We start from the raw sequence: 23,021 nt of genomic DNA, 5'->3' as shown, positions 1-23,021 counted from the left end.
TCCACTCACAGAGGCCCGGTACCGGGTGCTAGGTCTAGCAACAAGTGTCGCTAGGTCTAGCACCAGTCCTAGCGACTTGAAGGGCCGTTGACCTGGGATCTAGCGACTAGCAGGGGATACGTGAAGCCCCGGCATCCGACCGGAAACCGGGGCTTCGAGGCTGAGCACCGCGCGCTAGCCGGGCAGGAAACCGGGCTTCTCCTGGCCCAGGGTCCGGAGGGTAGCGAGGTAGTCCTGAGCCGCCGGTTCGGTGCTGTACCGACGCTTCATCTCCGCCGCCAGTTCACGGCTGGTCATGATGAGCGACGGCACCGACTGGCGGTCACCCTGGAGCGCGCGCTCACCCATAATGAGGGCCCCCTCAAGGTCACCCGCTCGGGCAGCCGTCACGCCGAGCGTGACGCGAGCCTCCGCGTTCCTCATCGGGGCCCGCTCCGTCCCGTCGAAGTCCGTTCCCGCCCGGAGCACCTCCTCGGCGAGGGTGCTCGCGAGCTTGTCTTCACCCACCAGCCGGTAGCAGTCCATCGCGTAGAAATCGAACTTGGCCGGGTCCACTACGAAGTGGTTGTCGAGGTTCTGCGGGTGCGGCATCCCTTCGAGCATGCGCCGGCCACGGTCCAGAGCCACCTCGACCTGTCGCCGGTCCCCGAGCCTCGCCCACGCCTTCGCTTCTTGCGCCGCGAGCTGGACGGCGACGCCGTGGTGCTCTGCGACTTCCGCCCCGGCTTGGGCTGCCGCGATGACGCCGCGGTAGTCGCCGGTCGTGAGGGCGAACCATGCACGCATCTCGTGTGCCCAACCTGCCACCTCGCCGTGGTCGGACTCGGTCGCTATGGAGAGCGCGGCCCGCCGGGTCGACTCAGCGGCGTGCCGCTCACCGGAGTCGTACTCAACGCAGCCAACAAGCAGGGCGAGCCAGCCGGAGAGCGCGAGCACCTCGCGGTGCTGTGCGAGCGTGAGGCTCTTGGAATGCAGGTCAACGACCCGTCGGAGCCACTGCCGACCCTCGATGAGGAGTTGTTCGCTGGGCATGAACGGGTACTCGGAGCACAGTCGGTCGGTCGTAATGCGGAGCGCGTCCAGCGTCGCGTTGTCGACGTCGGAGCGGTTGAGCCGACTCACGATTTCCAGGGTTTCCATGCCGCTCGCCTCCAGGATCTCCCGGTTCCCGTCCCGCCGACCGGGAGCCGGGAAGAGCGCGTTCGTCACGGTGCCGAACATGGCCGCGATGATCGGACGGTAGAAGTCGTTCGGGGTAGCGCCTGACTCCCAGCGCTTCCACTGCCGGATCAGGCTTTCGTCGGCGGGAAGCTCGGTTGGGGCATGGGCCCGAAGCGCCCTTACCGCGTCTCGCTGCGACCAGTCCCGTGCCGCGCGCTCTGCCGCCATCCGTCGTGCCCATGCAGGCCTGTCGTCGCTCATGTGCCCTCTCTCCCGAGTGCCTAACGCGAGTCTTGCCTGTCGCCCCAGGGGACACGCAAGGGGACAGTCAGGGGACTTCGGGAGTGTCCCCGCCGTCCGAATGGCTGCCACCTCGGTGTCACTTACGGATCAACACCCCGCCGCCGCAAGCTGGTTGCAGATCAATCACCACAAGCGCTGCATCGCGATTCCAGCTCTGCGACGCGTTCAGTCAACGCCTGAACCTGGGAGCGGATTTCCTTGATCTCGTCCGGCTTATCGTCCTGCCCTGCACCGCCAGCTGCGAAGTTCCCGAGGTTGCCCGCAGACACGATCGCCCCTTCGGCACGCAGGATGGCAAGGCCGTTCTGGATGGTCTGGCCGGCGTACCCGAAGCGCTCCACCAGCTCCCTCTGCGTAGGAAGCCTCTCACCAGGACGCATCGACCTCAGCTCCGCCCGCAGCGCGTCGGCAACTTGGGCGGCTTTCGACTTGGGTCCTCCCGTAGCTGTCATGCCCTGAGCGTACCCACCAGAGCGAACTAGTGCACGCCACTCCAGGACCCTTGACGACTAGCACGCACTAGTGCACGCTAGTTAGCAGCTGAGACGCCCGAAAGGGCACCGGAAAGCAGAAAAGCCCTGGTCACAACCAGGGCTTCGACAGGGAGCGGCCACCTACCGCCAAGCAGTCAGCCGCTCCCCGACCCACTGAGGGGTGTATCCATCATGCCCGGAACTCTCACGAAGCAGCCCACGGAGCAGACCGACGTCACAGGCCCGACGGGGAACGGCCCTGGTGGGCGGAAGTTACAGAACGGGGAGATCGTCCCGCTGACGCCCGCGCAATCGGAGCGCTTGGCCGCGCTGTACGCCGAGTTCGGCGGCGGGCGGCTGGAGAGCTACGCACAGCGCAAGCTGATGAACCGTGGGATGCGTCGCTCGGAGGCCGCCGCGTTGGCGGAGGACATCGTCCAGGAGACGTGGGTTGCTGTCGCCCGCGAGACCACCAAGCCACTGATGGGCCCGGACCCTCTGAGCGAGGATGACCGCCGCATCTTCCTGTTCGCCCAGGTCAAGACCCAGATCCACCAGCACCTGCGGCGCGGCATGTCTGGGGAGGCTCCCGTGGACTGGAGCGACCCGGTGATCTGCAACCGGCTGTGCCCGCTGATGCCCAGCGGGTGCGTGCGGACCGTGCTCCCGGCCTACCTGGACACGATGGTCTCCGCCCTCCCGGAGCGCGAACGTCAGGCGCTCCTGCTCCGGCTGGAAGGCATGAACATGCGACTGGTGGCGGAGCACGTGGGGTGCAGCTACCCCACGGCCAACCGGCTGGTGGAAACGGCGCTGCTGCTGCTCCAGATCGACAATCCGGAGCTGTCAGGGGAGCCCGTGGCCGTGGATACGCTGCCGCGCTGGGAACGGCAGGAGCTGGCCCGGATGAGCGTGGCCCAGCAGGCCGCCCTGCTGCGGATGGACGAGATCTCCCGGCGGGCCCTGCTCCTGCATGTCGGGCAGGGACTCAACATCACGGACGTCGCACGTCAGCTCGGCGTCCCGCGCTACCAGGTGCTGCCGGTCCTGGGTGCCTGCGCCAAGTCGCTGCGCGCCCTGACTACTAGCGACATGGCGGTGGCAGCGTGAGCTTGCACGGCCGTCCGCGCCTCAATGCGGCCCGCCGCCGGGCGAGGAAAAGTTTCCTCGCCCGGCGGGACGGGGCCTGCTGCACCTACTGCCGCCAGTCCTTCACCGATCTGCGGGACGCGACCCTCGACCACGTGGTGCCGATCCGCCTGTTCCGCACATGGTCCGCTGACCATCTCGTGCTGGCCTGCCGCCCCTGCAACGACGCCAAGGCCGACCGCCTCCCGCTGCTGATCGCTCTACTGCTGATCGGGTCGGTGGAGGGGGTGGACGCCCCGATCGTCCACCCCGGCGTCCACCCGTCTTCCCCCCTCGACCAGTCGACCCCGCCGGATGGGGAAAGTCCGCTGATCGAGTCGGGTGGAAGTCGAGTGGATCGGGTCGATGTTCACCGGTCGACTGCGATGTTCACGCCGGACGTTCTGCGACTGCTGGCCCGCCTGGCGCACGCCCGTCAGTCGGCCGACAGGACGGCCTTCGAGTCGGGTGGACGGTCGGGGGTTCACCAGGGCGTTCACCGTGTTCACGAGCAGCCCCGTATGGCCGTCCACCTCAGGTCACGAGCCGATCGATCGACCCGCACCCGACTGTGCTCCGACCCCCACCATCCCGCCCGCACCCATGGAAGGGAGTTGGCGTGAACACTGCCGTGAACGGCCACGCCAAGACCACCGACGCAAAGCCCTCGACCGGCCCGCAGAAGACCAGTCGATCGGCCCCGGCCGACGCTGCGACCGGGGAGGGGAAGAAGCCTTCAGCGGCAGCCCGGCTCGTCGCTCTGGCCCGTGAGGGGTACACGTTCGTCATCTCGACCGACGGCCGCCCGTACGCGGTCGCGATCGACGGGCCGAACATCGCGCTCCCCCTGCGTGGCCGGGCCGGACTGCGCCAGCGTCTCGCCCGCAAGTACGCCGACACCTACGACGGCGACGTCGCCTCCCAGTCCGCCCTCGCCGACGCCATGACCGTCCTGGAAGGCATCGCCGAGACCGACGATCCAGTACCCGTCGACCTGCGAGTAGGGGGAGGACCGAACGGCATCGTCGTCGACCTCGGCAGCGCGGACGGCCGCGCGGTGACCGTGTCGGCCGGCGGCTGGCACACCGTGGACCGCTCCCCGATCCTGTTCCGCCGATCCGGAGCCATGGCGCCAATGCCCCCGCCCCTCCTGGACGGCGACGGCCTGGCCAAGCTCCACGCCCTGCTGAACATGGACGAGCCCACCTTTCACCAGCTCGTCGGCTGGCTCGTCGCCGCCTGGATCCCGCACATCCCTCACCCGATCCTCACCTGCAAGGGCGAGCAGGGCACAGGGAAGTCGAAGACCGCGCAGATGGTCGTCAACCTCATCGACCCCTCCCCCGCCAGCAAGCGGAGCCAACCCCGGGACATCAAGGCCTGGTCGGCTCAGGCCTTCAACTCCTGGGCCCTGTGCCTGGACAACATCAGCATGATTCCGCCCTGGCTGTCCGACACCCTGTGCAAGGCCGTGACCGGCGACGGGATCGTGGACCGCGCTCTCTACACCGACGACGACGTGGTCGTGCTCTCCTTCCGGCGGGTCCTGTCCATGACGACGATCGACGCCGGGGCTCTGGCCGGGGACCTGGCCGAGCGGCTGCTCATGCTGGACTTGCAGCTCATCGAGGAGGATCAGCGTCGCACCGAGGAGGAGTTGGACGCCGCGTTCGCCGCGGTACGCCCCGCCGTCCTGGGCGCCCTGTTCGACCTCCTGGCGGCCGTCCTCGCGGTCCTGCCCAGTATCAAGTTGGAGTCCATGCCACGCATGGCCGACTTCGCTCGCGTCCTCGCGGCCGTCGACCAGGTCCAGGAGTGGCACACCCTGGACTCCTATCTCGCCACCTCAGCGAACGTCGCCGGAGACGCACTCGAAGGCGACCCCTTCGGCGCGGCCGTCGCCAACCTCGTAGAAGACTGCGGGACCTGGACCGGGACCGCCGCCCAACTCCTGGAACAGCTCCCGACCCCGGGAGGGTTCCGCCCCCAGGGCTGGCCCAAGGACGCCACCCGGGCCAGCGGCCGTATCAAACGGCTCGCGCCCTTGCTCCGGTCGATCGGGGTGGCCGTGGACGACACGCAACGTAGCCAGGACCGGCACCGCCACCGGCTACTCGTCCTCTCCCGCATCGACCCCGCCCCGCCCGCAGCGTCCACACCCCCGCAAGACCCGCTCTGGCCCGAGGTGGCATCACTCGGACAAGGCCGCACCATCCCTGAACAGCACTGACACCGCCGGATCACCCCCGGACCGGGCCGCGCACCAGCGGCCCGGGCACGTCAGCCCCTGCGGACGCTAGCCCCCGCCAACGTCCGCAGTGTCCACACCAGCGTCCACACAGAAAACCGCGCCCGACCTGCACGGATACCGAGTCTCCGGACGCTGGGGCGCTGCGGACGCTGCGATGCAGCAACTCTCTAGGACCGCGACCGCACCGACCCTCAGCACGCCGCCACGGACACGAGGAGTCACCCACCCCATGCCTGCCAACAGCCCGGACGAAGACCCCCGCGCGATCCTCCGCGCCGGACTACCCGACCGGTACCTGACCCCCGAAGACCTCGCCTCCATGCTCACCGTCCCCATCGAGACCGTCTACGGCTGGCGCAAGAAGCGCACCGGGCCGCCCGGATTCCGAGTCGGCCGCCACGTCCGCTACGACCCGGCCGCCGTCCACGCCTGGATCCGCGACCAGGCCGACCGTGACGCTGCCTGACACCTGACACCGTCACGCGCGCTGACACCCAAACCCCTAGGCAAACGCGGTGTCAGACCCGCTGACACCACCCCCTGACACCTCCCTGACACCAGGGAGGTGTCAGGGAGACAGGGAGAACTCCCTGACTGACTCCCTGGGCCACCTCCCTCTGTCTGACCTGCCCGAACACCCTTTTAGGGAGGCAGGGAGGCACGCCCGCTGGGAGCCCTAACACTCCCACGGAATCCCACCGGCGGACCCCCGTCCGCCTCCCTGTACCCACCCCACCGAGAGGAGTCAGCCTCATGGCTGGCCATATCCAAGACCGCTGGTTCAAGACCGAGACGGACGCGAACGGCAAGACCACGCGGGTCAAGACCGACCGTCACGGCTCCGGTATGCGCTACCGCGCCCGTTACATCGGTCCTGACGGCACCGAGAAGAACAAGTCCTTCCCCGACCGACAGAAGCGCCTCGCCGAGAAGTGGCTCACCAACATCGAGGCGGATATGTCCCGGGGGACCTACATCGACCCGGCCGCCGGCCGAACCACCTTCCAGCAGTACGGGGAGAAATGGCTCACGGGTCAGACGACTGACATGACCACCCGCACCACCGTGGAGGTCCAGCTCCGGCGCCACGCGTTCCCCTACATCGGGTCACGCCCGCTCGACTCGTTCAAGCCCGAGCACATCCGGGAGTGGCTGGGCACCTTGGAGACCGTCCTCCCGATGTCGTCCTACCGGCGCGTCATCTTCAACACCGTGTCGGCGGTGCTGACGGCGGCCGTCGAGGACGGGCGTCTCCTCAAGAACCCTTGCCGAGCCACGTCGGTCCGAGCGCCCCTTGCCGGGATTCCGCGCGTACGACCGTGGGCCGCTGAGCGTGTCTTCGCCGTACGGGCCGCGCTCCCCGAGCGGTTCCGTGCCATGGCCGACGCGGGCGGTGGCTGCGGCCTACGGCAAGGCGAGATCTTCGGCCTCACCGTCGACGCGGTCAATCACGAGACCGGATGGCTCCACGTCGCCTGCCAGGTGAAGGTGGTCAACGGTCATCTCGTGTTCTCTCCGCCCAAGCGAGGGAAGGAGCGGGACGTCCCCCTCCCCGACCACGTCGCGCACGTACTCAAGTTGCACAGCGAGAAGTTCGCCCCCGTGGACGTCTCCCTGCCCTGGCTTCGCCCTGACGGGCCCGCGGTCACCAAGCGACTCTTCTTCTCGCTCGCCGGTGGCGGAGCGGTGAGGCGGACCGACTTCAACACCCGCGTGTGGAAGCCCGCGCTCGTTGAGGCCGGGGTGATCGCAGAGCCGAAACCGGGCGAACGCCACGAGGCCGCGCGCGAGCACGGGATGCACGCCTTGAGGCACTTCTACGCGTCGGTGCTCCTGGACGCCGGGGAGAACATCAAGGCTCTCAGTACGTACCTCGGCCACGGCGACCCCGGGTTCACGCTCCGCACGTACACGCACCTGATGCCGAGCAGTGAGGGCCGGACCCGGAAGGCCGTGGACGGGATGTATGAGGCCACCGGTTCCGCACCGGACGGCCCACAGACGGCCCAGGGTGAGTGAGGCGACTCAGAGCCAGCGGCTGAGTGCCGCTGGCTCTGAGTGTAGCTCGGCCTCGGAATGCCGCCTGACCTGCGGTTACAGGACCGGAAGGTTCTTGCGGAGTTCGAAGGCCGTGACCTCCGAGCGGTATTCCTCCCACTCCTGCTTCTTGTTGCGCAGGAAGAAGTCGAAGACGTGCTCGCCGAGGGTTTCGGCCACCAGTTCGCTGCGCTCCATCAGGGCGATGGCCTCGCCGAGGTTCTGGGGGAGGGGTTCGATGCCCATCGCGCGGCGTTCGGCGTCCGAGAGGGCCCAGACGTCGTCGTCGGCGCCCGCCGGGAGTTCGTAGCCCTCCTCGATGCCCTTGAGGCCGGCCGCGAGGAGCACGGCGTACGTCAGGTACGGGTTGGCGCCCGAGTCGATCGAGCGGACCTCCACGCGGGAGGAGCCCGTCTTGCCCGGCTTGTACATCGGGACGCGGATCAGGGCCGAGCGGTTGTTGTGGCCCCAGCAGATGTACGAGGGGGCCTCACCGCCCGAGCCGGCCGTGCGGGAGGAGCCGCCCCAGATGCGCTTGTAGGAGTTCACCCACTGGTTCGTGACCGCCGCCGTCTCCGCGGCGTGGCGCAGCAGGCCCGCGATGAACGAGCGGCCGACCTTCGAGAGCTGGTACTCGGCGCCCGACTCGTAGAAGGCATTGCGGTCCCCCTCGAAGAGGGAGAGGTGGGTGTGCATGCCCGAGCCCGGGTATTCGGAGAAGGGCTTGGGCATGAACGTGGCCTGGACGCCCTGTTCCAGGGCCACCTGCTTCATCACCAGGCGGAACGTCATGATGTTGTCGGCCGTGGAGAGGGCGTCGGCGTAGCGGAGGTCGATCTCCTGCTGGCCCGGGGCGCCCTCGTGGTGGCTGAACTCGACCGAGATGCCCATGGATTCGAGCATGGTGATCGCCTGGCGGCGGAAGTCCATGCCCACGTTCTGCGGAGTGTGGTCGAAATAGCCGGAGTTGTCCGCCGGCACCGGGCGGGTCCCGTCCAGCGGCTTGTCCTTCAGCAGGAAGAACTCGATCTCCGGGTGGGTGTAGAAGGTGAAGCCCAGGTCGGAGGTCTTGTTCAGGATCCGCTTGAGGACGAAGCGGGGGTCCGCGAAGGAAGGGGAGCCGTCCGGCATCAGGATGTCGCAGAACATCCGGGCGGTCCCGGGGGCCTCGGCGCGCCACGGCAGTATCTGGAACGTGCTGGGGTCCGGCTTGGCGATCATGTCGGACTCGTAGACCCGGGCGAAGCCCTCGATGGCCGATCCGTCGAAGCCGATGCCCTCGTCGAAGGCCTGCTCCAGCTCGGCGGGGGCGACCGCGACGGACTTCAGGAAGCCCAGTACGTCGGTGAACCACAGGCGCACGAACCGGATGTCGCGCTCCTCGAGCGTCCGGAGGACGAATTCCTGCTGCTTGTCCATGCCTTCATCCTCGCAGTTCAGACGGCCTGTGCACCACTCCCCCGAGTGGCGGGGGCACAGTCGGGCGGGCCCAGTATCGCCAGCCGCGGTTTCCGCCACATTACGCATCCTTGACAGGTCGCGGCACCCCCGCACTGACCTCGGGGCCGTCATGAGCATTACCATCTGCGCCCATGGGGGGCCGGGAGCACATACGACGCGGGCGCATCGGGCGCCACGTACGTCGGCGTGCCGTCATCGCGGTCGCCCTGTCGGTGCTGTTCGGAGCGCTGTTCCTGTGCGTACGGCCGGGAGAGCCGCACCCCGCGGCGACCGCCTCGGCGACCGCCGCGGGGACCATCGGCTCCGCCGTATCCGCCGGCTCCGCCGCGCGCGCCGTCTGCGTGGCCCCCGACGAGCCGCCCGGCTGCTCCCCCTTCTCGCACGTGGCCCCGGGCGTGCTGCCCGCCCCGCCGCCGGCCGTGACCGGGCCGGGCTCGGCCCCGGATCCCGTCGCGCGCGCCGTCGGCGGCGGGCCGGCCCGGCCGCACGGGACCCTCGCGCGCGCCCCTGACCTCCATGCCCTCCAAGTGCTGCGGACCTGACGGGTCCGGGCGCCCTACCGCGCTCCACCGGATCCATCCCTCCACCCCCCTCAGCAGAAGGATTCAGGGCACATGGCCAGCAGCACCTCTCCCGACAGCAACTCCCGCCAGGCGCGCATAGCCGAGATGCGCCGCGCCGAGCAGTCCCGCGACCGGCGCAACAAGGCCGTCGCGATCATCGCCTCCGTGGCCGTCGTCACCGCGCTCGTCGGATTCGGCGCATGGGTGATGATCGACAAGAAGGAGAAGAAGGACGCCGCGGCCGCGGCTGTCCGCAAGGCCGAGGCCGCCGCGGCGGAGGCCCGCAAGACCCCGGTGACCGGCGAGCAGTCCTGGGACGCGAAGACGCTGGGCCGCAACCACGTCGAGACCCCCGTGAAGTACCCGATGAACCCGCCGGTCGGCGGCGACCACAGCCCGCGCTGGATGAACTGCAACGGCGACGTCTACAAGAACGCGATCCCCGAGGTCAACGCCGTGCACTCGCTGGAGCACGGCGCGGTCTGGGTGACGTACAACGAGAAGGCCGCCAAGGGCGACGTCGACGCGCTCGCCGGGAAGGTGGCCAAGACCCCGTACACGCTGATGAGCCCGGACAAGGAGCAGGCCGGCACGATCATGCTGAGCGCCTGGGGCAAGCAGCTGACGGTGGACAAGGCGGACGACCCCCGCGTCGCGCAGTTCCTCACCAAGTACGTGCAGGGCCAGCAGACCCCCGAGCCGGGCGCGGCCTGCACCAACGGGCTGGCCGAGAAGTGACCCGTACGTACTGGGCGGCCGGGACGGCCGTCCTGCTCGCGCTGCTGTTCGCGGTGGCGGCCACGGTCGCCTCCGCGAGCGGCGACGGCGACGGCGACGGCTCCCGTACGACGGCCCGCGCGCCCGGCCTCCACTCCCCGGACGCGGGCTTCGCCCGGGACATGGCCGTGCACCACCAGCAGGCGGTGGAGATGTCCTTCATCGTGCGGGACCGCACCAAGGACGAGCCGGTGCGCGGACTCGCGTACGACATCGCCAACACGCAGGCCAACCAGCGGGGCATGCTGCTGGGCTGGCTGGACCTGTGGGGACTGCCCAAGGTGGTGGCCGACGAGCCGCCGATGTCCTGGATGGGGTCCGCGGACGGGCACGGCGGCCACGCCGGGCACGACATGAGCGGATCCGACATGAGCGGGCACGACATGGCCGGGCACGACGTGGGCGGCGCCACCGCCAAGCCCGGCGCGCTCATGCCGGGCATGGCCACCAAGGAGGAGCTCGCGCAGCTCGGCGCCACCGAGGGCCGGGACGCGGAGGTCCTCTACCTCCAGCTGATGACCGACCACCACAAGGGCGGCGTCGCGATGGCCCAGGGCTGCGCGGCGCAGTGCGAGACGCCCGCCGAGCGGGCGCTGGCCCAGGGCATGGTCGAGGCGCAGCAGTCGGAGCTCACCCTCATGGCGGACATGCTGAAACAGCGCGGGGCCGCACCGCGCGGGTGACGGGACACGCTCGTACGGTGGGAGGAGGAGGCGTCCTCCCACCGTACGAGCGTGTGCTCCGCAGCGTGGGGAACGCCGCGGCCGAGCGCGTCCGCGACCGGCCGTGAACGGCGCTCAGGGAGGTTCAGCGATGACGACCGCCGAAGACATCATGCACCCCGGGGCCCAGTGGATCCCCGCCACCGAGACCCTCGACCGGGCCGCCCAGCTGATGGCCCGGCTCAATGTGGGCGCCCTGCCCATCAGCGACGCCGACGAGCGGCTGTGCGGCATCCTCACCGACCGCGACATCGTCGTGAACTGCGTGGCCAAGGGGCACGACCCGGCGAAGGTCACCTGCGGTGACATGGCCCAGGGCACCCCGCGCTGGATCGACGCCGGCGCGGACGTCACCGACGTGCTGGAGGAGATGGAGAGCCACCAGATCAAGCGGTTGCCGGTCATCAGGAACAAGAAGCTGGTCGGCATGATCAGCGAGGCCGACCTGGCCCAGCACCTCTCCGAGGACCAGCTGGCGGGCTTCGTCGAGAAGGTCTACGCGAGGCGCTGACCGGCCACCCCCGCGTCCGGCACCTCCACGTCCAGGACCGCCCGTGCCACCCGGCGCGGGCTGTCCAGCATGACCAGGTGCCCCGCCGGTTCGGCGACCTCGAAGCGGGCTCCGAGCCGGACGGCCAGCTCCGCCTGGCGCGCGAGCCACCGCAGCGCCCCCCGCCCCGCCGAGCCGTCGTACCCCGCGAGGACGGTGGCGGGCACGGCCAGCGGGCGCCCGGTCCGCAGCGCGAGCACCTCGGCGGCGACATCGGGGTAGCGGGCGTTCTCCAGCAGGGCGCCGCGCCACACCCGGCCGGTGCGGTAGACGCGGCGTACGAGGTCCCGCGCGGCCAGGTCGGAGCCGCCGGTGCGGGAGCCCCGTACGGCGGCCCGACGCGCGAGCGGCCCCAGCGCGGCGGGCAGCCCCGCGGCGGTCAGGGCCCGGCCGAGCACGCGCGCGGCGCCGGTGCGCACCCCGGCGGGCAGGGCCGTCCGGGGGTCCTCCTCGATGCTGGTGTCGACCAGGACGAGGGCGGCGGTGCGCTCGGGGTACAGGCGGGCGAAGGCTTCGGCGTGGAACCCGGCGATCGAGTGCCCGGCGATGGTGGCCGGTCGGCCGCCCAGGCCCAGCGCATCCAGCAGCCCGGCGATGCGGCGGGCCTCCCCGGCGGCGGTCGGCGGGGCGGCGGCGGGGGCGCTCAGCCCGTGCCCGGGGCGGTCGAAGCGGACCACGGTACGGCCCTGCGCGACGAGCAGCGCGGCGACGCGGTCCCAGTCGAACCAGGCCATGGCCAGCCCGGCGCTCAGCACCACGGTGGGCCCGGTCCCCTCGACGACGACGTGCAGGGGAACCCCGTCCACCCGTACGAAGCGCTCGCCGCGGTACCCCGCCGTCACGTGCGCCGCTCCTTGTGGACGGAGTACGCGAGCAGGCCCAGCCAGAGCGCCACGAGCAGCACCTGCATCCGCTGCCCGGCGCCGAGCGCCCAGGTCCCGCGCCCTGCGGTGAACAGCGCGATGGCGGTCAGGGTCCAGACGGTGGCCAGCAGTTCCAGCACCACCAGGGCGGGTCCGTAGCGGGCGAGCGGGGCGAGCCGGCGGTAGCGGCGGGCGGCGAAGGTGAGGGCGACTATCCCGACGAGGGCGCCGGTCATGGCGAGGCTGCTGCTGACGGCGTGCGCCTGGTGGGTGGCCGGGACCAGGCCGGCGGTCTCCCGGGCGGCGCACACGGGATCCACGGTGGGCGTGCAGCTGAGCGGGAGCCAGGCGTCGGCGGCGGTGGCCGCACCGAAGAGGGTGACGCCCGCCCAGCCGACGACCGACCAGGGCCGCCGGGATCCGCCGTCCCACAGCTGCCGGACGAGCCCCAGCAGGCCGCCCGCGAAGGCGAGCAGGCCGGCGGTGAAGTCCGTGGCCCGGAACAGCCCGCCGAGCGGCTGGTCCTGGGCGGCGAGCTCGCTGACGTACGTCTCGATGGGGTTCAGGCCGGTCGACAGGACCACCTCGAGCACCCAGGCGGTGTACGCGGCGGCGCCCAGGCCGATGAGGAGGGCGACCGGCCACGGGCTCTTCACGAACAGTCCCTTTTCGGGATTGGTGGACATATTGCGCATCATCCTCAACACGGCGGACCCGGTCCTACGGTCAGATACCCACCCGGGGTAGGGTTCCGCCCATGACGCGCCCTGCCCAGCGCACCGCACAGCGAGCCGCCCGGTGGCCCCGGCTGCTGCTGCTCGCTGCGCTGCTCCTGGGCATCGTCACCATGCACACCCTGGGCCATCCGAGTCGGTCCCACACCATGGAGGACGCGGCTCCGGTCGCCGCCGTTGCCCCGGCCGTGCGTGCGGCCGGCCACACCTCCGGCCACACCTCCGGCCACGCCTCCGGCCGCATGGCCGCAGACCAGGCCGCAGACCAGGCCCCGGAGCACACCGCGGACCACGTCACGGGCCGGATGCCGGAGCGGCACGCCCCGGGCGACCGGGCCCCCGCCGCCGGGGCACCGCTCCCCGGCTCCGGCATGGACCCCATGTCGGTGTGCCTGGCCGTGCTCGGCGGGCTCACCCTGCTGATCCTGGGCGCCGGACCGGCCGGGCTCCGCGACGCCGCGCCGCTCGGGGGCGCGGCCCGCGCGCCGGGCCGGTCCGGCGGACCCGACCCGCCCTCACCCCGCGAAATCCTCACCCGGCTGGCGGTACTGCGCGTATAGCGACGGGCCCGCTGCCGCCCCCGCACGCCCGCGCACAGGGCCCCGGCGGCGGCAGCAGACGGCGCCCATCCGCTCGTACGACACACGCCACGAGGTGCTTCCGTGCGCTCTCTTCCCGACCGCCTGCGCTCTCTTCCCGACCGTCCCGACCGTCCCGACCGTCCCACCCGCCGGGCCGTCCTCGGCGCCACCGCCGCCCTCGCCGGATCGGGGCTGCTCGCCGCCTGCTCCGACGCCGGCTCCGGCGCGGCCGGCGCCGGCGCCGGCATGGACCACGGGTCCATGAACCACGGCGGCCCCTCCCCCGCCGCCTCGCCGGGCGGCTACGTGGACCCCGCCGGGCCCGAGGTGCAGGCCGCCGAGGCCGCCCGCAAGGCCACCGGACCGGTCTCCGAGTTCAAGCTGACCGCCACCGCCACCCCGCTCGACCTCGGCGGCGGACTCACCGTCCGCTCCTGGGCGTACGGGGACCGGCTGCCCGGGCAGGAGGTCCGGGTCACCGCGGGCGCCACCCTCGCCCTGACCCTGGCCAACAACCTCCCGCAGGCCACCTCCCTGCACTGGCACGGCCTCGCCCTGCGCAACGACATGGACGGGGTCCCGGGCCTGACCCAGCGGGAGATCGCGCCGGGCGCGTCTTTCGCGTACCGCTTCGCCGTCCCGCACCCGGGGACGTACTGGTTCCACCCCCACTCGGGGGCGCAGCAGGACCGCGGCCTGTACGCGCCGCTCGTCGTCGAGGACCCGAAGGAGCCCCTCTCCTACGACAAGGAGTGGGTCGTGGTCCTGGACGACTGGGTCGACGGAGTGGACGGCTCCACCCCGGACAGCGTCCTCGCCGAGCTCCGCAAGGGCATGGACATGAGGGCGGGCGGCGGCCACGCGGGCCACGGCGGCGCCGCCGCCCCGCAGACCCCGGCGGCCGGCGGCGCGCCCTCGCGGCTGCTCATGGGCGGGGAGAGCGACGTCCTCGGCAAGGACCCGGGCGACGTGGCGTACCCGTACTACCTGGTCAACGGCCGGACGGCGCAGGACCCCTCGGTCTTCACCGCCAGGCCCGGCGACCGGATCCGGCTGCGGATCGTCAACGCGGGCGCGGACACCGCCTTCCGGATCGCCCTCGGCGGCCACGAACTGACGGTCACCCACACCGACGGCTACCCGGTGGAGCACGCGAAGACCGGCTCCCTGCTGCTCGGCATGGGCGAGCGGTACGACGTACTGGTCACCGCGCAGGACGGGGTGTTCCCGCTGACCGCGCTCGCCGAGGGCAAGGGCGGATCGGCGTCGGCGCTCGCCCTGCTGCGCACCGGGCCGGGTACCGCGCCCACGGCCGCGACCCGGCCCGCCGAGCTGGCAGGCAGGCCGCTGACGGCGGACGCGCTGCGGGCGGCCGAGCCCGCCGCCTTGGCGGCCCGTACGCCGGACCGCACGATCGGGATCGAACTCACCGGCGGGATGGCCGCGTACGACTGGGCCTTCGACGGCAAGCCGTACACCCCGGACCAGCGGCACCCGGTGAAGGCGGGCGAGCGGGTCCGGCTGGAGTTCAACAACTCCACAACGATGTGGCACCCGCTGCACCTGCACGGGCACACCTTCGCCCTGGGCGGCGGTGCGGGCGGGGCACGCAAGGACACCGCGCTGATCCTGCCGAAGGGGAGGCTGACGGTGGACTTCGACGCCGACAACCCCGGGCTGTGGATGGTGCATTGCCACAACGTGTACCACGCGGAGGCCGGGATGATGACGGTCCTCGGCTACCGGCGGTAGCTCCTGCGAAAGGGGTTTGGCCCCCGGGGCCAAACCCCTTTGGGGCTGTCGGGGGCGCATGGCAGGCTTGGTGATCACCGCGTACACCACCCGTGAGGATTCCCGCCAGGTATGAGCACGCCCCCGAACCAGCCCGACAGCCCGTCCGGTCCGCCGACGGAGCCTGCGGGCACGCCCATACCGGAGCCGGCCGCCGAGCCGGCTCAGCCCCTCTCGCTGGAGAAGACCCCGGAGCCGGAAGCCCGGCCCGAGCCGGCACCCGCACCCGAGGCCCGGCCCGAGCCCGCACCCGAGGCGCAGCCCGAGCCGGCACCCGCACCCGAGGCCCGGCCCGAGCCCGCACCCGAGGCGCAGCCCGAGCCGGCACCCGCACCCGAGGCCCGGCCCGAGCCCGCACCCGAGGCGCAGCCCGCCCCGGCCCCGGCCCCCGCGCCCGCCCCCGCGCCGCAGCCCGCGCCCGGCGACCCGTTCGCGCCGCCCGCGCCCGGCGGGGCCTTCGCGCCTCCGGCGCCGATGCCCCCGGCCCCCTCGTTCGGCGCGCCGGTACCGCCCGTACCGCCCGCCGGTCCCTGGGGCGCCAACGCCCCCGGCGCCGCCCCCGGCAACCCGTGGGGCGCCCCCGCCCCGAGCACCACCAACGGCCTGGCCGTCGCCGCCCTCACGCTCGGCATCGCAGCCGTGGTCATCGGCATCATCCCGTTCCTCTTCTGGGCGGGCGGCATCCTCGCCGTGGTCGGCATCGGCATCGGCATCGGCGCCCTCGTCCGCGCCTCGAAGGGCGCCGGCCGCAAGGCGATGGCCGTCACCGGCACGGTCTTGGCCGTGCTCGGCCTCGGCGCCTCGGCCGGAGGCCTCTTCCTCACCGGCTACGTCGTCACGAACGTGGCCGACAAGAAGCTCCGCGAGGGCTGGGAGGTCCCGTCCGACCTCGACGGCAGCGTGCCGCCGCGCCCGGCGCCGTCGCCGACTCCCTCGCCCACTCAGGTACCCGGCATCACTTCCCCGCTGGCGTTCGGCGAGACGTACACGTACCCGAACGGCATCAAGGTGACCCTCTCAAAGCCGAAGAAGTACGTCACGAAGAACAAGTACTCGACGGTCGAGAACGCGGTGGAGTTCACGCTCACCATCACCAACAACTCCACCGAGACCCACAACGTCATCTACGCGGTGCCCAACGTCCGCGACGACAAGGGCATGACTGCCAAGCTCGCCTTCGACGGCGGCGACGTCCCGAAGATGATCAGGGGCGACATCCTGCCGGGCGAGTCCGCCAGCGGGATCCTGGCGTACGAGGTCCCCGAGGGCACCGAGCAGCTCTCGGCCGACATCTCCCCCGGCATCCAGCTGCCCAGCGCGAAGTTCAGCGGCTCGATCGGCTGACCCGAGCACCCGGCATCGGCTGCCCCGAGCACCCCGCCCGGCACACCGAAGGCACGGCGAAAGGCACGGGCCCAGGACATCGCGTCAGAAAGACGATTACACTGGGCCCGTGCCTCAACTTCGCCTCGCTCTGAATCAGATCGACTCGCAGGTCGGCAACATCGCCGCCAACGCCGACTCGGTCGTCCACTGGACCCGGCACTCCGCCGAACAGGGCGCCCACCTGGTGGCGTTCCCGGAGATGATGCTGACCGGGTACCCCGTCGAGGACCTCGCCCTGCGCACCTCCTTCGTCGAGGCCTCCCGTAGCGCGCTGCGCGAGCTCGCGGAGCGGCTGGCGGCCGAGGGCTTCGGCGAACTGCCGGTCGTCGTCGGCTACCTCGACCGTACGGAGCAGGCCGCGCCGCGGCTCGGCCGCCCGGCCGGGTCCCCGGAGAACGCGGCCGCCGTGCTGTACGGCGGGAAGGTCGCCCTCCGCTTCGCCAAGCACCACCTCCCCAACTACGGCGTGTTCGACGAGTTCCGGTACTTCGTGCCGGGCGACACCCAGCCGGTCGTCCGGGTGCGCGGCGTCGACGTGGCCCTGGCCATCTGCGAGGACCTCTGGCAGGAGGGCGGCCGCGTCCCGGCCACCCGCTCCGCCGGGGCCGGCCTGCTGATCTCCGTCAACGCCTCCCCGTACGAGCGCAACAAGGACGACCAGCGCCTGGAGCTGGTGCGCAAGCGCGCCCAGGAGGCCGGCTGCACCCTCGCCTACCTGGCGATGATCGGCGGCCAGGACGAGCTCGTCTTCGACGGGGACTCGATCGTCGTCGGCGCCGACGGCGAGGTCATCGCCCGCGCCCCGCAGTTCTCCGAGGGCTGCGTCCTCGTCGACCTCGACCTGCCGGCCGCCCGTGCCGACGCCCCCGAGGGCCTCGTCGGCGACGGGCTGCGGATCGACCGCGTGATCCTCTCCGAGGAGCCGGTGGAACCGTACGAGCCCGTGGTCACCGGCGGTTACGCCGACCGCCTCGACGACGACGAGGAGGTCTACGACGCGCTGGTCGTGGGCCTGCGCGCGTACGTCAGGAAGAACGGGTTCCGCTCCGTCCTGATCGGGCTCTCCGGCGGCATCGACTCCGCGCTCGTCGCCGCCATCGCCTGCGACGCGATCGGCGCGCAGAACGTGTACGGCATCTCGATGCCCTCGAAGTACTCCTCGGACCACTCCAGGGGCGACGCCTCCGAGCTGGCCGACCGGACCGGCCTGAACTTCCGGACCGTGCCGATCGAGCCGATGTTCGACGCGTACATGGGCTCGCTGGGCCTGACCGGCCTGGCGGAGGAGAACCTCCAGTCCCGGCTGCGCGGCACCATGCTGATGGCGGTCTCCAACCAGGAGGGCCACATCGTGCTGGCCCCCGGCAACAAGTCGGAGCTGGCCGTCGGCTACTCCACCCTGTACGGCGACTCGGTGGGCGCGTACGGCCCGATCAAGGACGTCTACAAGACGGACGTCTTCCGGCTCGCGCGCTACCGCAACCGGGCCGCGGCCGAGCGCGGCGAGACGCCGCCGATCCCGGAGAACTCCATCGTGAAGCCGCCGAGCGCCGAGCTGCGCCCGGGCCAGGTGGACACGGACTCGCTGCCGGACTACCCGGTGCTCGACGCGGTCCTGGAGCTGTACGTGGACCGTGACCAGGGCATCGACGCGATCGTCGAAGCCGGCTTCGACCGCGCGCTGGTCGCCAAGACCCTGCGGATGGTGGACGCGGCGGAGTACAAGCGCCGCCAGTACCCGCCGGGCACGAAGATCTCCGCGAAGGGCTTCGGCAAGGACCGCCGGCTGCCCATCACGAACGGCTGGCGCGAGCACGCGTAGCCGCGGCCGCCGGGCCGGACGGAGGAAGGGGGCCCCGCCGCTCATGCGGCGGGGCCCCCTTCCTCACCCGTACAGGAGTACGGGCGTACGGGCTACGGCTTCACCGTCACCCGCGCGGCGACCGGGAGGTGGTCGCTGCCGGTGCGCGGCAGGGTCCAGGAGGCTTCCGGGGTGATCCCGCGGACCATGATCTGATCGATCCGGGCCATCGGGAACTGGGCCGGCCAGCTGAACCCGAAGCCGTCGCCCGCCGCGCCCTGCGTGGAACGCATCTGCGAGGTGACGTCGGACAGGGACCGGTCGTTCATGGTTCCGTTGAGGTCGCCGAGCAGGATGACCTTCGTCAGCGGCTCGGCGGCGAGCGCGTTGCCCAGGGCCGCGGCGCTGTTGTCGCGCTGGTTGGCGGTGAAGCCGGCGTTGAGTTTGACGCGGACGGAGGGCAGGTGGGCGGCGAAGACGGCGATCTTGCCGTACGGGCTGTCCACGGTGGTGCGCATGGCGCGGGTCCAGCCCATCTTGATGTCGACGGGCGCGCTGGAGCTGAGCGGGTACCTGCTCCACACGCCGACCGTGCCCTCGACGGAGTGGTACTTGTACGCGCCCGCGAGGGCCTGCTCGTAGACGGGGACGGCACTGCCCTTGAGCTCGGTCAGGGCCAGCACGTCGGCGCCGGACCTGGCGATCTGGGCGGCGGTGCCGTGCGGGTCGGGGTTGTCGGCGTCGACGTTGTGGGTGGTGACCACCAGATTGCCGCCGGAGCCGGACTTGTCGAGCACCAGGCTGCCGAAGAGGTTCACCCACACGCCGGCCGTCAGCAGTATCGCGATCAGCGCGGTGGCCGACTTGCGCATGACGGCGGCGGCGAGCAGGAGCGGCACGGCCAGGCCGAGCCAGGGCAGGAAGGTCTCGGTGAGGCTGCCGAGGTTGCCCACGTCGTTCGGCAGCTCGGCGTGGAAGATCATGATCATCGAGATCAGGGCGGCCAGGGCCGCGGTCACCATCCCGCGCCGCCAGATGCCCCGGTCCCGGCTCAGCCCGGCCATTCGGCGCCGGAGGCGGGATCCGGAGGGCTCGGGCTCCGAGCCGCCGTTCCCCGTCTCCGTCATGTACGCCTGTGCCATGCCACTGCCCTCGCTGCCGTGCTTGCGCTCCGTCCCCGCACCTTGACCCTAGGCGATCGACGAAGCCTTCCGTGCCGTTGTTCCGGCCGTACGTCCGGGAGGACGAACGGCCGTGTGGCCGAGGTTCCGCTTGTCACGAAACGCGCACATTGGCTCCGGCGCGCGCCGAATCGCCGGGGAGGGGACCATGAGAGGGCCAAGAGGGGGCCATGAGGGTGCAGGGAGTGCGCCTCGCGTGCCGCAGGAGTGTGACGCACGGGCCCTCTCACCACTTTCCCCACGGCCCCGGCAGGTGCCACCATGGTGGGTGAGTCCGGGGACGCCGTAAGGGCGCCTCGAGATGACATCAAGGAGCAGTTGCAATGACGCATGCCGTTTCGCCTGCCCGCGAAGCCTCCTCCCCCACCCTGTACGGAGGCACGGGCACCCGGCGGATCACCGTCCGCGACCTCACCCTCGCCAAGGAGCGCGGCGAGAAGTGGCCCATGCTCACCGCCTACGACGCGATGACCGCGTCCGTCTTCGACGAGGCCGGCATCCCGGTCATCCTCGTCGGCGACTCCATGGGCAACTGTCACCTCGGCTACGAGAACACCGTCCCCGTGACGATGGACGAGATGACCATGCTGTCGGCCGCCGTCGTACGGGGCACCGGCCGGGCCCTGGTCGTCGGCGACCTGCCCTTCGGCTCGTACCAGGAAGGCGCCGTGCAGGCGCTGCGCAGTGCCACCCGCCTCGTGAAGGAGGCCGGCGTCGGAGCCGTGAAGCTGGAGGGCGGCGAGCGTTCGCTGCACCAGACCGAGATGATCGTGCAGTCCGGCATCCCCGTCATGTCCCACCTGGGCCTGACCCCGCAGTCCGTGAACGCCATGGGCTACCGGGTGCAGGGCCGCGGCGACGAGGCCGCCCACCAGCTGCTGCGCGACGCCAAGGCGGCGCAGGACGCGGGCGCGTTCGCGGTGGTGCTGGAGCTGGTCCCGGCCGAGCTGGCCGCCGAGGTCACCCGGTCCCTGCACATCCCGACGGTCGGCATCGGAGCCGGCGCGGAGTGCGACGCGCAGGTGCTGGTGTGGACCGACATGATGGGTCTGACCGGCGGGAAGATGCCGAAGTTCGTGAAGCAGTACGCGAACCTGCGCGCCACCATGGGTGACGCGGCGAAGGCCTTCGCCGAGGACGTGGTCGGCGGATCGTTCCCGCAGGCCGAGCACAGCTTCCACTGATCGGGCAGCCCCGTACCGGAAGCCCGCCGACGCCCCGTCGGCGGGCTTCCGGCTTCCGGTCGGCGGCCGGTCGGCAGCCGGCAGGCCGCAGGTCGTCTTCCTGTCGGTCGCCTGTCGGTCCGCTGTCGGTGCGTTGTCGGTGGCGGATGGTCCCATGGTGGACATGACGCGAAACGACAAGAATCCCGTGCACGGCTCGCACGCCGTCGAGGTACGGGGGCTGGTCAAGCACTACGGCGAGACCAAGGCCCTGGACGGGGTCGACCTGGACGTCCGCGAGGGCACGGTCCTCGGTGTCCTCGGCCCCAACGGCGCAGGCAAGACCACCCTGGTGCGCTGCCTCTCCACCCTGGTCGTCCCGGACGCCGGGACCGCGACCGTCGCCGGCTACGACGTGGTCCGCCAGCCGCGGCAGCTGCGCCGCACCATAGGCCTCACCGGCCAGTACGCCTCGGTCGACGAGAAGCTCTCCGGCTGGGAGAACCTCTACATGATCGGCCGGCTGCTCGACCTGTCCCGCAAGGACGCCCGGTCGCGCGCCGACGAGCTGCTGGAGCGCTTCTCGCTCACCGACGCCGCCAAGAAGGCCGCGATGAACTACTCCGGCGGCATGCGCCGCCGGCTCGACCTGGCCGCCTCGATGATCGGCCGCCCGGCCGTGCTCTACCTGGACGAGCCGACCACCGGCCTCGACCCCCGCACCCGCAACGAGGTGTGGGACGAGGTGCAGCGGATGGTCGCCGAGGGGGCCACCGTCCTGCTCACCACCCAGTACATGGAGGAGGCCGAGCAGCTCGCGAACGAGCTGACGGTCATCGACAAGGGCAAGGTCATCGCCAACGGCAAGGTCGACGAGCTGAAGGCCCGCGTCGGCGGCCGCACCCTGCGGATCCGCCCCGTCGCCTCCTCCGACCTGCCGGGCATGGCCCGTTCGCTGGCCGAGGCCGGCCTGGACGGGGTCGCCGGCTCGCAGGCCGTCCCGGACGAGGGCGTGCTGCTCGTCCCGATCCTGAGCGACGAGCAGCTGACCGCCGTGGTCGGCCTGCTGGCCGCCCGCGGGTACGCGATCGCCGACCTCGGCACCTACCTGCCCAGCCTCGACGAGGTGTTCCTGGCCATCACGGGCCAGCGCCCCACCTCCGTCGAGGACTCCGTTCCCACCGAGAAGACCGAGGAGGTCGCGGCATGAGCACCGTAACCACGACGAAGCCCGCTCCCACCGCGCCCGGTCCGGCCCCGGTGGAAGGCCGCTCCGGCGAGGGCCGGATCGGCCTGCGGGCCAATCTGCGGCACATCGGCGCCCTCGTGCGCCGCAACGCCCTGCAGATCAAGCAGGACCCCGAGTCGATGTTCGACGTCCTGTTCATGCCGATCATCTTCACGCTGCTGTTCGTGTTCGTCTTCGGCGGCGCGATCTCCGGCAAGGGCCAGCAGGAGGCGTACGTCAACTACGTCGTCCCCGGCCTGATGGCCATGATGGGCATGAACATCGCGATGGGTGTCGGCACGGGCGTCAACGACGACTTCAAGAAGGGCGTGATGGACCGGTTCCGGTCCATGCCGATCGCCCGGTCTTCCGTCCTGATCGCCAAGATCGTCGTCGAGCTCGGCCGGATGATGGTCGCCATCGCGATCCTGCTGACCGTGGGCTTCATGCTCGGCCTGTCGATCAAGACCTCGGTGTTCGACCTGCTGCTGTCCATCGGCCTGTCGGCGGTCTTCGGCGCCTCGCTGATGTGGATCTTCATCCTGCTCGGCCTCACCATGAAGACCGCGCAGGCCGTCCAGGGCATGGCGATGCTGGTCCTGATGCCGCTCCAGTTCGGCAGCTCGATCTTCGCCCCGCCGTCGACCATGCCCGGCTGGCTGCAGTCCTTCACGGACTACAACCCGCTGTCCAACCTGGCCGACGCGGCCCGCGGCCTGATCAACGGCGGCGCCGTCGCCCACCCGGTGACGGTGACCCTGATCTGGTCGGTGGCCATCACGGCGGTCACCATGCCGCTGGCGGTCCGCAAGTTCCGCCAGAAGACCTGATCCGGTCCGGCCGGTCCGTTCCGGATCGCGTCCCGGA

The 23,021-nt window shown here is 71.2% G+C and carries 22 protein-coding genes; 16 read left to right on the top strand and 6 right to left on the bottom strand.

Annotation, left to right across the window (positions count from 1 at the left end; translation table 11 throughout):
* Positions 1 to 174: 174 nt before the first annotated feature.
* Together ACFXGI_RS34520 and ACFXGI_RS34515 are read right to left on the bottom strand one after the other, a co-directional pair.
* Positions 175 to 1,422, bottom strand: a complete 1,248-nt coding sequence (locus ACFXGI_RS34520; protein WP_384715592.1) for an XRE family transcriptional regulator — start codon at positions 1,420 to 1,422, stop codon at positions 175 to 177.
* A gap of 161 nt (positions 1,423 to 1,583) precedes the next feature.
* Positions 1,584 to 1,916 (bottom strand): GntR family transcriptional regulator, encoded by a 333-nt coding sequence (locus tag ACFXGI_RS34515; RefSeq protein ID WP_384715589.1) that lies wholly within the window; start codon positions 1,914 to 1,916, stop codon positions 1,584 to 1,586.
* 213 nt (positions 1,917 to 2,129) lie between these two features.
* Between ACFXGI_RS34515 and ACFXGI_RS34510 the strand changes: the two genes are divergently transcribed.
* From ACFXGI_RS34510 to ACFXGI_RS34490, 5 genes are all read left to right on the top strand, one after another.
* Positions 2,130 to 3,047: a sigma factor-like helix-turn-helix DNA-binding protein gene (locus ACFXGI_RS34510; protein WP_384715586.1), complete on the top strand. Its 918-nt coding sequence runs from the start codon at positions 2,130 to 2,132 to the stop codon at positions 3,045 to 3,047.
* On the top strand, positions 3,044 to 3,688 hold the full coding sequence (locus tag ACFXGI_RS34505; protein WP_384715583.1) for an HNH endonuclease: 645 nt from the start codon (positions 3,044 to 3,046) through the stop codon (positions 3,686 to 3,688). The genes ACFXGI_RS34510 and ACFXGI_RS34505 overlap by 4 nt, the downstream gene beginning before the upstream one ends.
* Positions 3,685 to 5,295: an ATP-binding protein gene (locus ACFXGI_RS34500; RefSeq protein WP_384715580.1), complete on the top strand. Its 1,611-nt coding sequence runs from the start codon at positions 3,685 to 3,687 to the stop codon at positions 5,293 to 5,295. The genes ACFXGI_RS34505 and ACFXGI_RS34500 overlap by 4 nt, the downstream gene beginning before the upstream one ends.
* Positions 5,296 to 5,545: 250 nt before the next feature.
* Complete coding sequence (locus ACFXGI_RS34495; RefSeq protein WP_384715577.1) at positions 5,546 to 5,782, top strand: helix-turn-helix transcriptional regulator; 237 nt, start codon at positions 5,546 to 5,548, stop codon at positions 5,780 to 5,782.
* Positions 5,783 to 6,069: 287 nt separating this feature from the next.
* Positions 6,070 to 7,335, top strand: a complete 1,266-nt coding sequence (locus ACFXGI_RS34490) for a tyrosine-type recombinase/integrase (protein WP_384715574.1) — start codon at positions 6,070 to 6,072, stop codon at positions 7,333 to 7,335.
* A gap of 75 nt (positions 7,336 to 7,410) precedes the next feature.
* Here the strand turns inward: ACFXGI_RS34490 and ACFXGI_RS34485 are convergent, their stop codons facing one another.
* A complete protein-coding gene (locus ACFXGI_RS34485; RefSeq protein WP_030866929.1) occupies positions 7,411 to 8,772 on the bottom strand; it encodes a glutamine synthetase family protein in 1,362 nt (453 codons plus the stop codon).
* A 173-nt stretch (positions 8,773 to 8,945) separates the two neighbouring features.
* Here ACFXGI_RS34485 and ACFXGI_RS34480 point away from each other — a divergent pair, with 173 nt between their 5' ends.
* The 4 genes from ACFXGI_RS34480 (at position 8,946) to ACFXGI_RS34465 (ending at position 11,387) form a co-directional block, all read left to right on the top strand.
* Positions 8,946 to 9,356 carry a hypothetical protein gene (locus ACFXGI_RS34480; protein WP_384715571.1) on the top strand — a complete coding sequence of 137 codons (411 nt, stop codon included), beginning with the start codon at positions 8,946 to 8,948 and terminating at the stop codon, positions 9,354 to 9,356.
* 72 nt (positions 9,357 to 9,428) lie between these two features.
* Complete coding sequence (locus ACFXGI_RS34475; protein ID WP_384715568.1) at positions 9,429 to 10,115, top strand: DUF3105 domain-containing protein; 687 nt, start codon at positions 9,429 to 9,431, stop codon at positions 10,113 to 10,115.
* Positions 10,112 to 10,837, top strand: a complete 726-nt coding sequence (locus ACFXGI_RS34470) for a DUF305 domain-containing protein (RefSeq protein WP_384715565.1) — start codon at positions 10,112 to 10,114, stop codon at positions 10,835 to 10,837. The genes ACFXGI_RS34475 and ACFXGI_RS34470 overlap by 4 nt, the downstream gene beginning before the upstream one ends.
* Positions 10,838 to 10,967: 130 nt before the next feature.
* The gene (locus tag ACFXGI_RS34465; protein ID WP_384715562.1) at positions 10,968 to 11,387 is read left to right on the top strand and encodes a CBS domain-containing protein; all 420 of its coding nucleotides are present in this window, start codon (positions 10,968 to 10,970) and stop codon (positions 11,385 to 11,387) included.
* On the opposite strand, the gene ACFXGI_RS34460 is transcribed toward ACFXGI_RS34465, so the two are convergent.
* Positions 11,372 to 12,268: an alpha/beta fold hydrolase gene (locus tag ACFXGI_RS34460; RefSeq protein WP_384715559.1), complete on the bottom strand. Its 897-nt coding sequence runs from the start codon at positions 12,266 to 12,268 to the stop codon at positions 11,372 to 11,374. The two genes, ACFXGI_RS34465 and ACFXGI_RS34460, sit on opposite strands and share 16 nt — an antisense overlap.
* Positions 12,265 to 12,975, bottom strand: a complete 711-nt coding sequence (locus tag ACFXGI_RS34455) for a DUF998 domain-containing protein (protein WP_384715556.1) — start codon at positions 12,973 to 12,975, stop codon at positions 12,265 to 12,267. The genes ACFXGI_RS34460 and ACFXGI_RS34455 overlap by 4 nt, the downstream gene beginning before the upstream one ends.
* Positions 12,976 to 13,046: 71 nt before the next feature.
* Here ACFXGI_RS34455 and ACFXGI_RS34450 point away from each other — a divergent pair, with 71 nt between their 5' ends.
* From ACFXGI_RS34450 to ACFXGI_RS34435, 4 genes are all read left to right on the top strand, one after another.
* Positions 13,047 to 13,583, top strand: coding sequence for a hypothetical protein (locus ACFXGI_RS34450; protein ID WP_384715553.1), 537 nt, complete (start codon positions 13,047 to 13,049; stop codon positions 13,581 to 13,583).
* A 123-nt stretch (positions 13,584 to 13,706) separates the two neighbouring features.
* Complete coding sequence (locus ACFXGI_RS34445) at positions 13,707 to 15,356, top strand: multicopper oxidase family protein (protein WP_384715604.1); 1,650 nt, start codon at positions 13,707 to 13,709, stop codon at positions 15,354 to 15,356.
* Positions 15,357 to 15,467: 111 nt separating this feature from the next.
* Positions 15,468 to 16,739 (top strand): hypothetical protein, encoded by a 1,272-nt coding sequence (locus ACFXGI_RS34440; RefSeq protein WP_384715550.1) that lies wholly within the window; start codon positions 15,468 to 15,470, stop codon positions 16,737 to 16,739.
* Between the two features lie 109 nt (positions 16,740 to 16,848).
* On the top strand, positions 16,849 to 18,603 hold the full coding sequence (locus ACFXGI_RS34435) for an NAD+ synthase (protein ID WP_384715547.1): 1,755 nt from the start codon (positions 16,849 to 16,851) through the stop codon (positions 18,601 to 18,603).
* A 92-nt stretch (positions 18,604 to 18,695) separates the two neighbouring features.
* Here the strand turns inward: ACFXGI_RS34435 and ACFXGI_RS34430 are convergent, their stop codons facing one another.
* A complete protein-coding gene (locus ACFXGI_RS34430; RefSeq protein WP_384715601.1) occupies positions 18,696 to 19,646 on the bottom strand; it encodes an endonuclease/exonuclease/phosphatase family protein in 951 nt (316 codons plus the stop codon).
* A gap of 440 nt (positions 19,647 to 20,086) precedes the next feature.
* Here ACFXGI_RS34430 and panB point away from each other — a divergent pair, with 440 nt between their 5' ends.
* The 3 genes from panB (at position 20,087) to ACFXGI_RS34415 (ending at position 22,984) form a co-directional block, all read left to right on the top strand.
* Entirely contained in the window at positions 20,087 to 20,947 is an 861-nt protein-coding gene (gene panB / locus ACFXGI_RS34425; RefSeq protein WP_384715544.1) for a 3-methyl-2-oxobutanoate hydroxymethyltransferase, read from the top strand.
* Positions 20,948 to 21,101: 154 nt separating this feature from the next.
* Positions 21,102 to 22,136 carry an ATP-binding cassette domain-containing protein gene (locus ACFXGI_RS34420; RefSeq protein WP_384715541.1) on the top strand — a complete coding sequence of 345 codons (1,035 nt, stop codon included), beginning with the start codon at positions 21,102 to 21,104 and terminating at the stop codon, positions 22,134 to 22,136.
* Positions 22,133 to 22,984 carry an ABC transporter permease gene (locus ACFXGI_RS34415; RefSeq protein ID WP_384715538.1) on the top strand — a complete coding sequence of 284 codons (852 nt, stop codon included), beginning with the start codon at positions 22,133 to 22,135 and terminating at the stop codon, positions 22,982 to 22,984. Before ACFXGI_RS34420 ends, ACFXGI_RS34415 begins: the two co-directional genes overlap by 4 nt.
* Positions 22,985 to 23,021: the final 37 nt, after the last annotated feature.

The sequence above is a fragment of the Streptomyces sp. NPDC059355 genome, assembly GCF_042752335.1.
GTDB lineage: Bacteria > Actinomycetota > Actinomycetes > Streptomycetales > Streptomycetaceae > Streptomyces.
This window is presented reverse-complemented; position numbering and strand designations above follow the sequence as displayed.

Excerpts from the sequence above, each read along its gene's own strand:
- ACFXGI_RS34455 (WP_384715556.1), bottom strand. The coding sequence starts at position 12,975 with ATGTCCACCAATCCCGAAAAGGGACTGTTCGTGAAGAGCCCGTGGCCG.
- ACFXGI_RS34415 (WP_384715538.1), top strand. The coding sequence starts at position 22,133 with ATGAGCACCGTAACCACGACGAAGCCCGCTCCCACCGCGCCCGGTCCG.
- ACFXGI_RS34450 (WP_384715553.1), top strand. The coding sequence starts at position 13,047 with ATGACGCGCCCTGCCCAGCGCACCGCACAGCGAGCCGCCCGGTGGCCC.
- panB (WP_384715544.1), top strand. The coding sequence starts at position 20,087 with ATGACGCATGCCGTTTCGCCTGCCCGCGAAGCCTCCTCCCCCACCCTG.
- ACFXGI_RS34430 (WP_384715601.1), bottom strand. The coding sequence starts at position 19,646 with ATGGCCGGGCTGAGCCGGGACCGGGGCATCTGGCGGCGCGGGATGGTG.
- ACFXGI_RS34465 (WP_384715562.1), top strand. The coding sequence starts at position 10,968 with ATGACGACCGCCGAAGACATCATGCACCCCGGGGCCCAGTGGATCCCC.
- ACFXGI_RS34510 (WP_384715586.1), top strand. The coding sequence starts at position 2,130 with ATGCCCGGAACTCTCACGAAGCAGCCCACGGAGCAGACCGACGTCACA.
- ACFXGI_RS34475 (WP_384715568.1), top strand. The coding sequence starts at position 9,429 with ATGGCCAGCAGCACCTCTCCCGACAGCAACTCCCGCCAGGCGCGCATA.
- ACFXGI_RS34520 (WP_384715592.1), bottom strand. The coding sequence starts at position 1,422 with ATGAGCGACGACAGGCCTGCATGGGCACGACGGATGGCGGCAGAGCGC.
- ACFXGI_RS34440 (WP_384715550.1), top strand. The coding sequence starts at position 15,468 with ATGAGCACGCCCCCGAACCAGCCCGACAGCCCGTCCGGTCCGCCGACG.
- ACFXGI_RS34485 (WP_030866929.1), bottom strand. The coding sequence starts at position 8,772 with ATGGACAAGCAGCAGGAATTCGTCCTCCGGACGCTCGAGGAGCGCGAC.
- ACFXGI_RS34495 (WP_384715577.1), top strand. The coding sequence starts at position 5,546 with ATGCCTGCCAACAGCCCGGACGAAGACCCCCGCGCGATCCTCCGCGCC.
- ACFXGI_RS34490 (WP_384715574.1), top strand. The coding sequence starts at position 6,070 with ATGGCTGGCCATATCCAAGACCGCTGGTTCAAGACCGAGACGGACGCG.
- ACFXGI_RS34480 (WP_384715571.1), top strand. The coding sequence starts at position 8,946 with ATGGGGGGCCGGGAGCACATACGACGCGGGCGCATCGGGCGCCACGTA.
- ACFXGI_RS34420 (WP_384715541.1), top strand. The coding sequence starts at position 21,102 with ATGGTGGACATGACGCGAAACGACAAGAATCCCGTGCACGGCTCGCAC.
- ACFXGI_RS34515 (WP_384715589.1), bottom strand. The coding sequence starts at position 1,916 with ATGACAGCTACGGGAGGACCCAAGTCGAAAGCCGCCCAAGTTGCCGAC.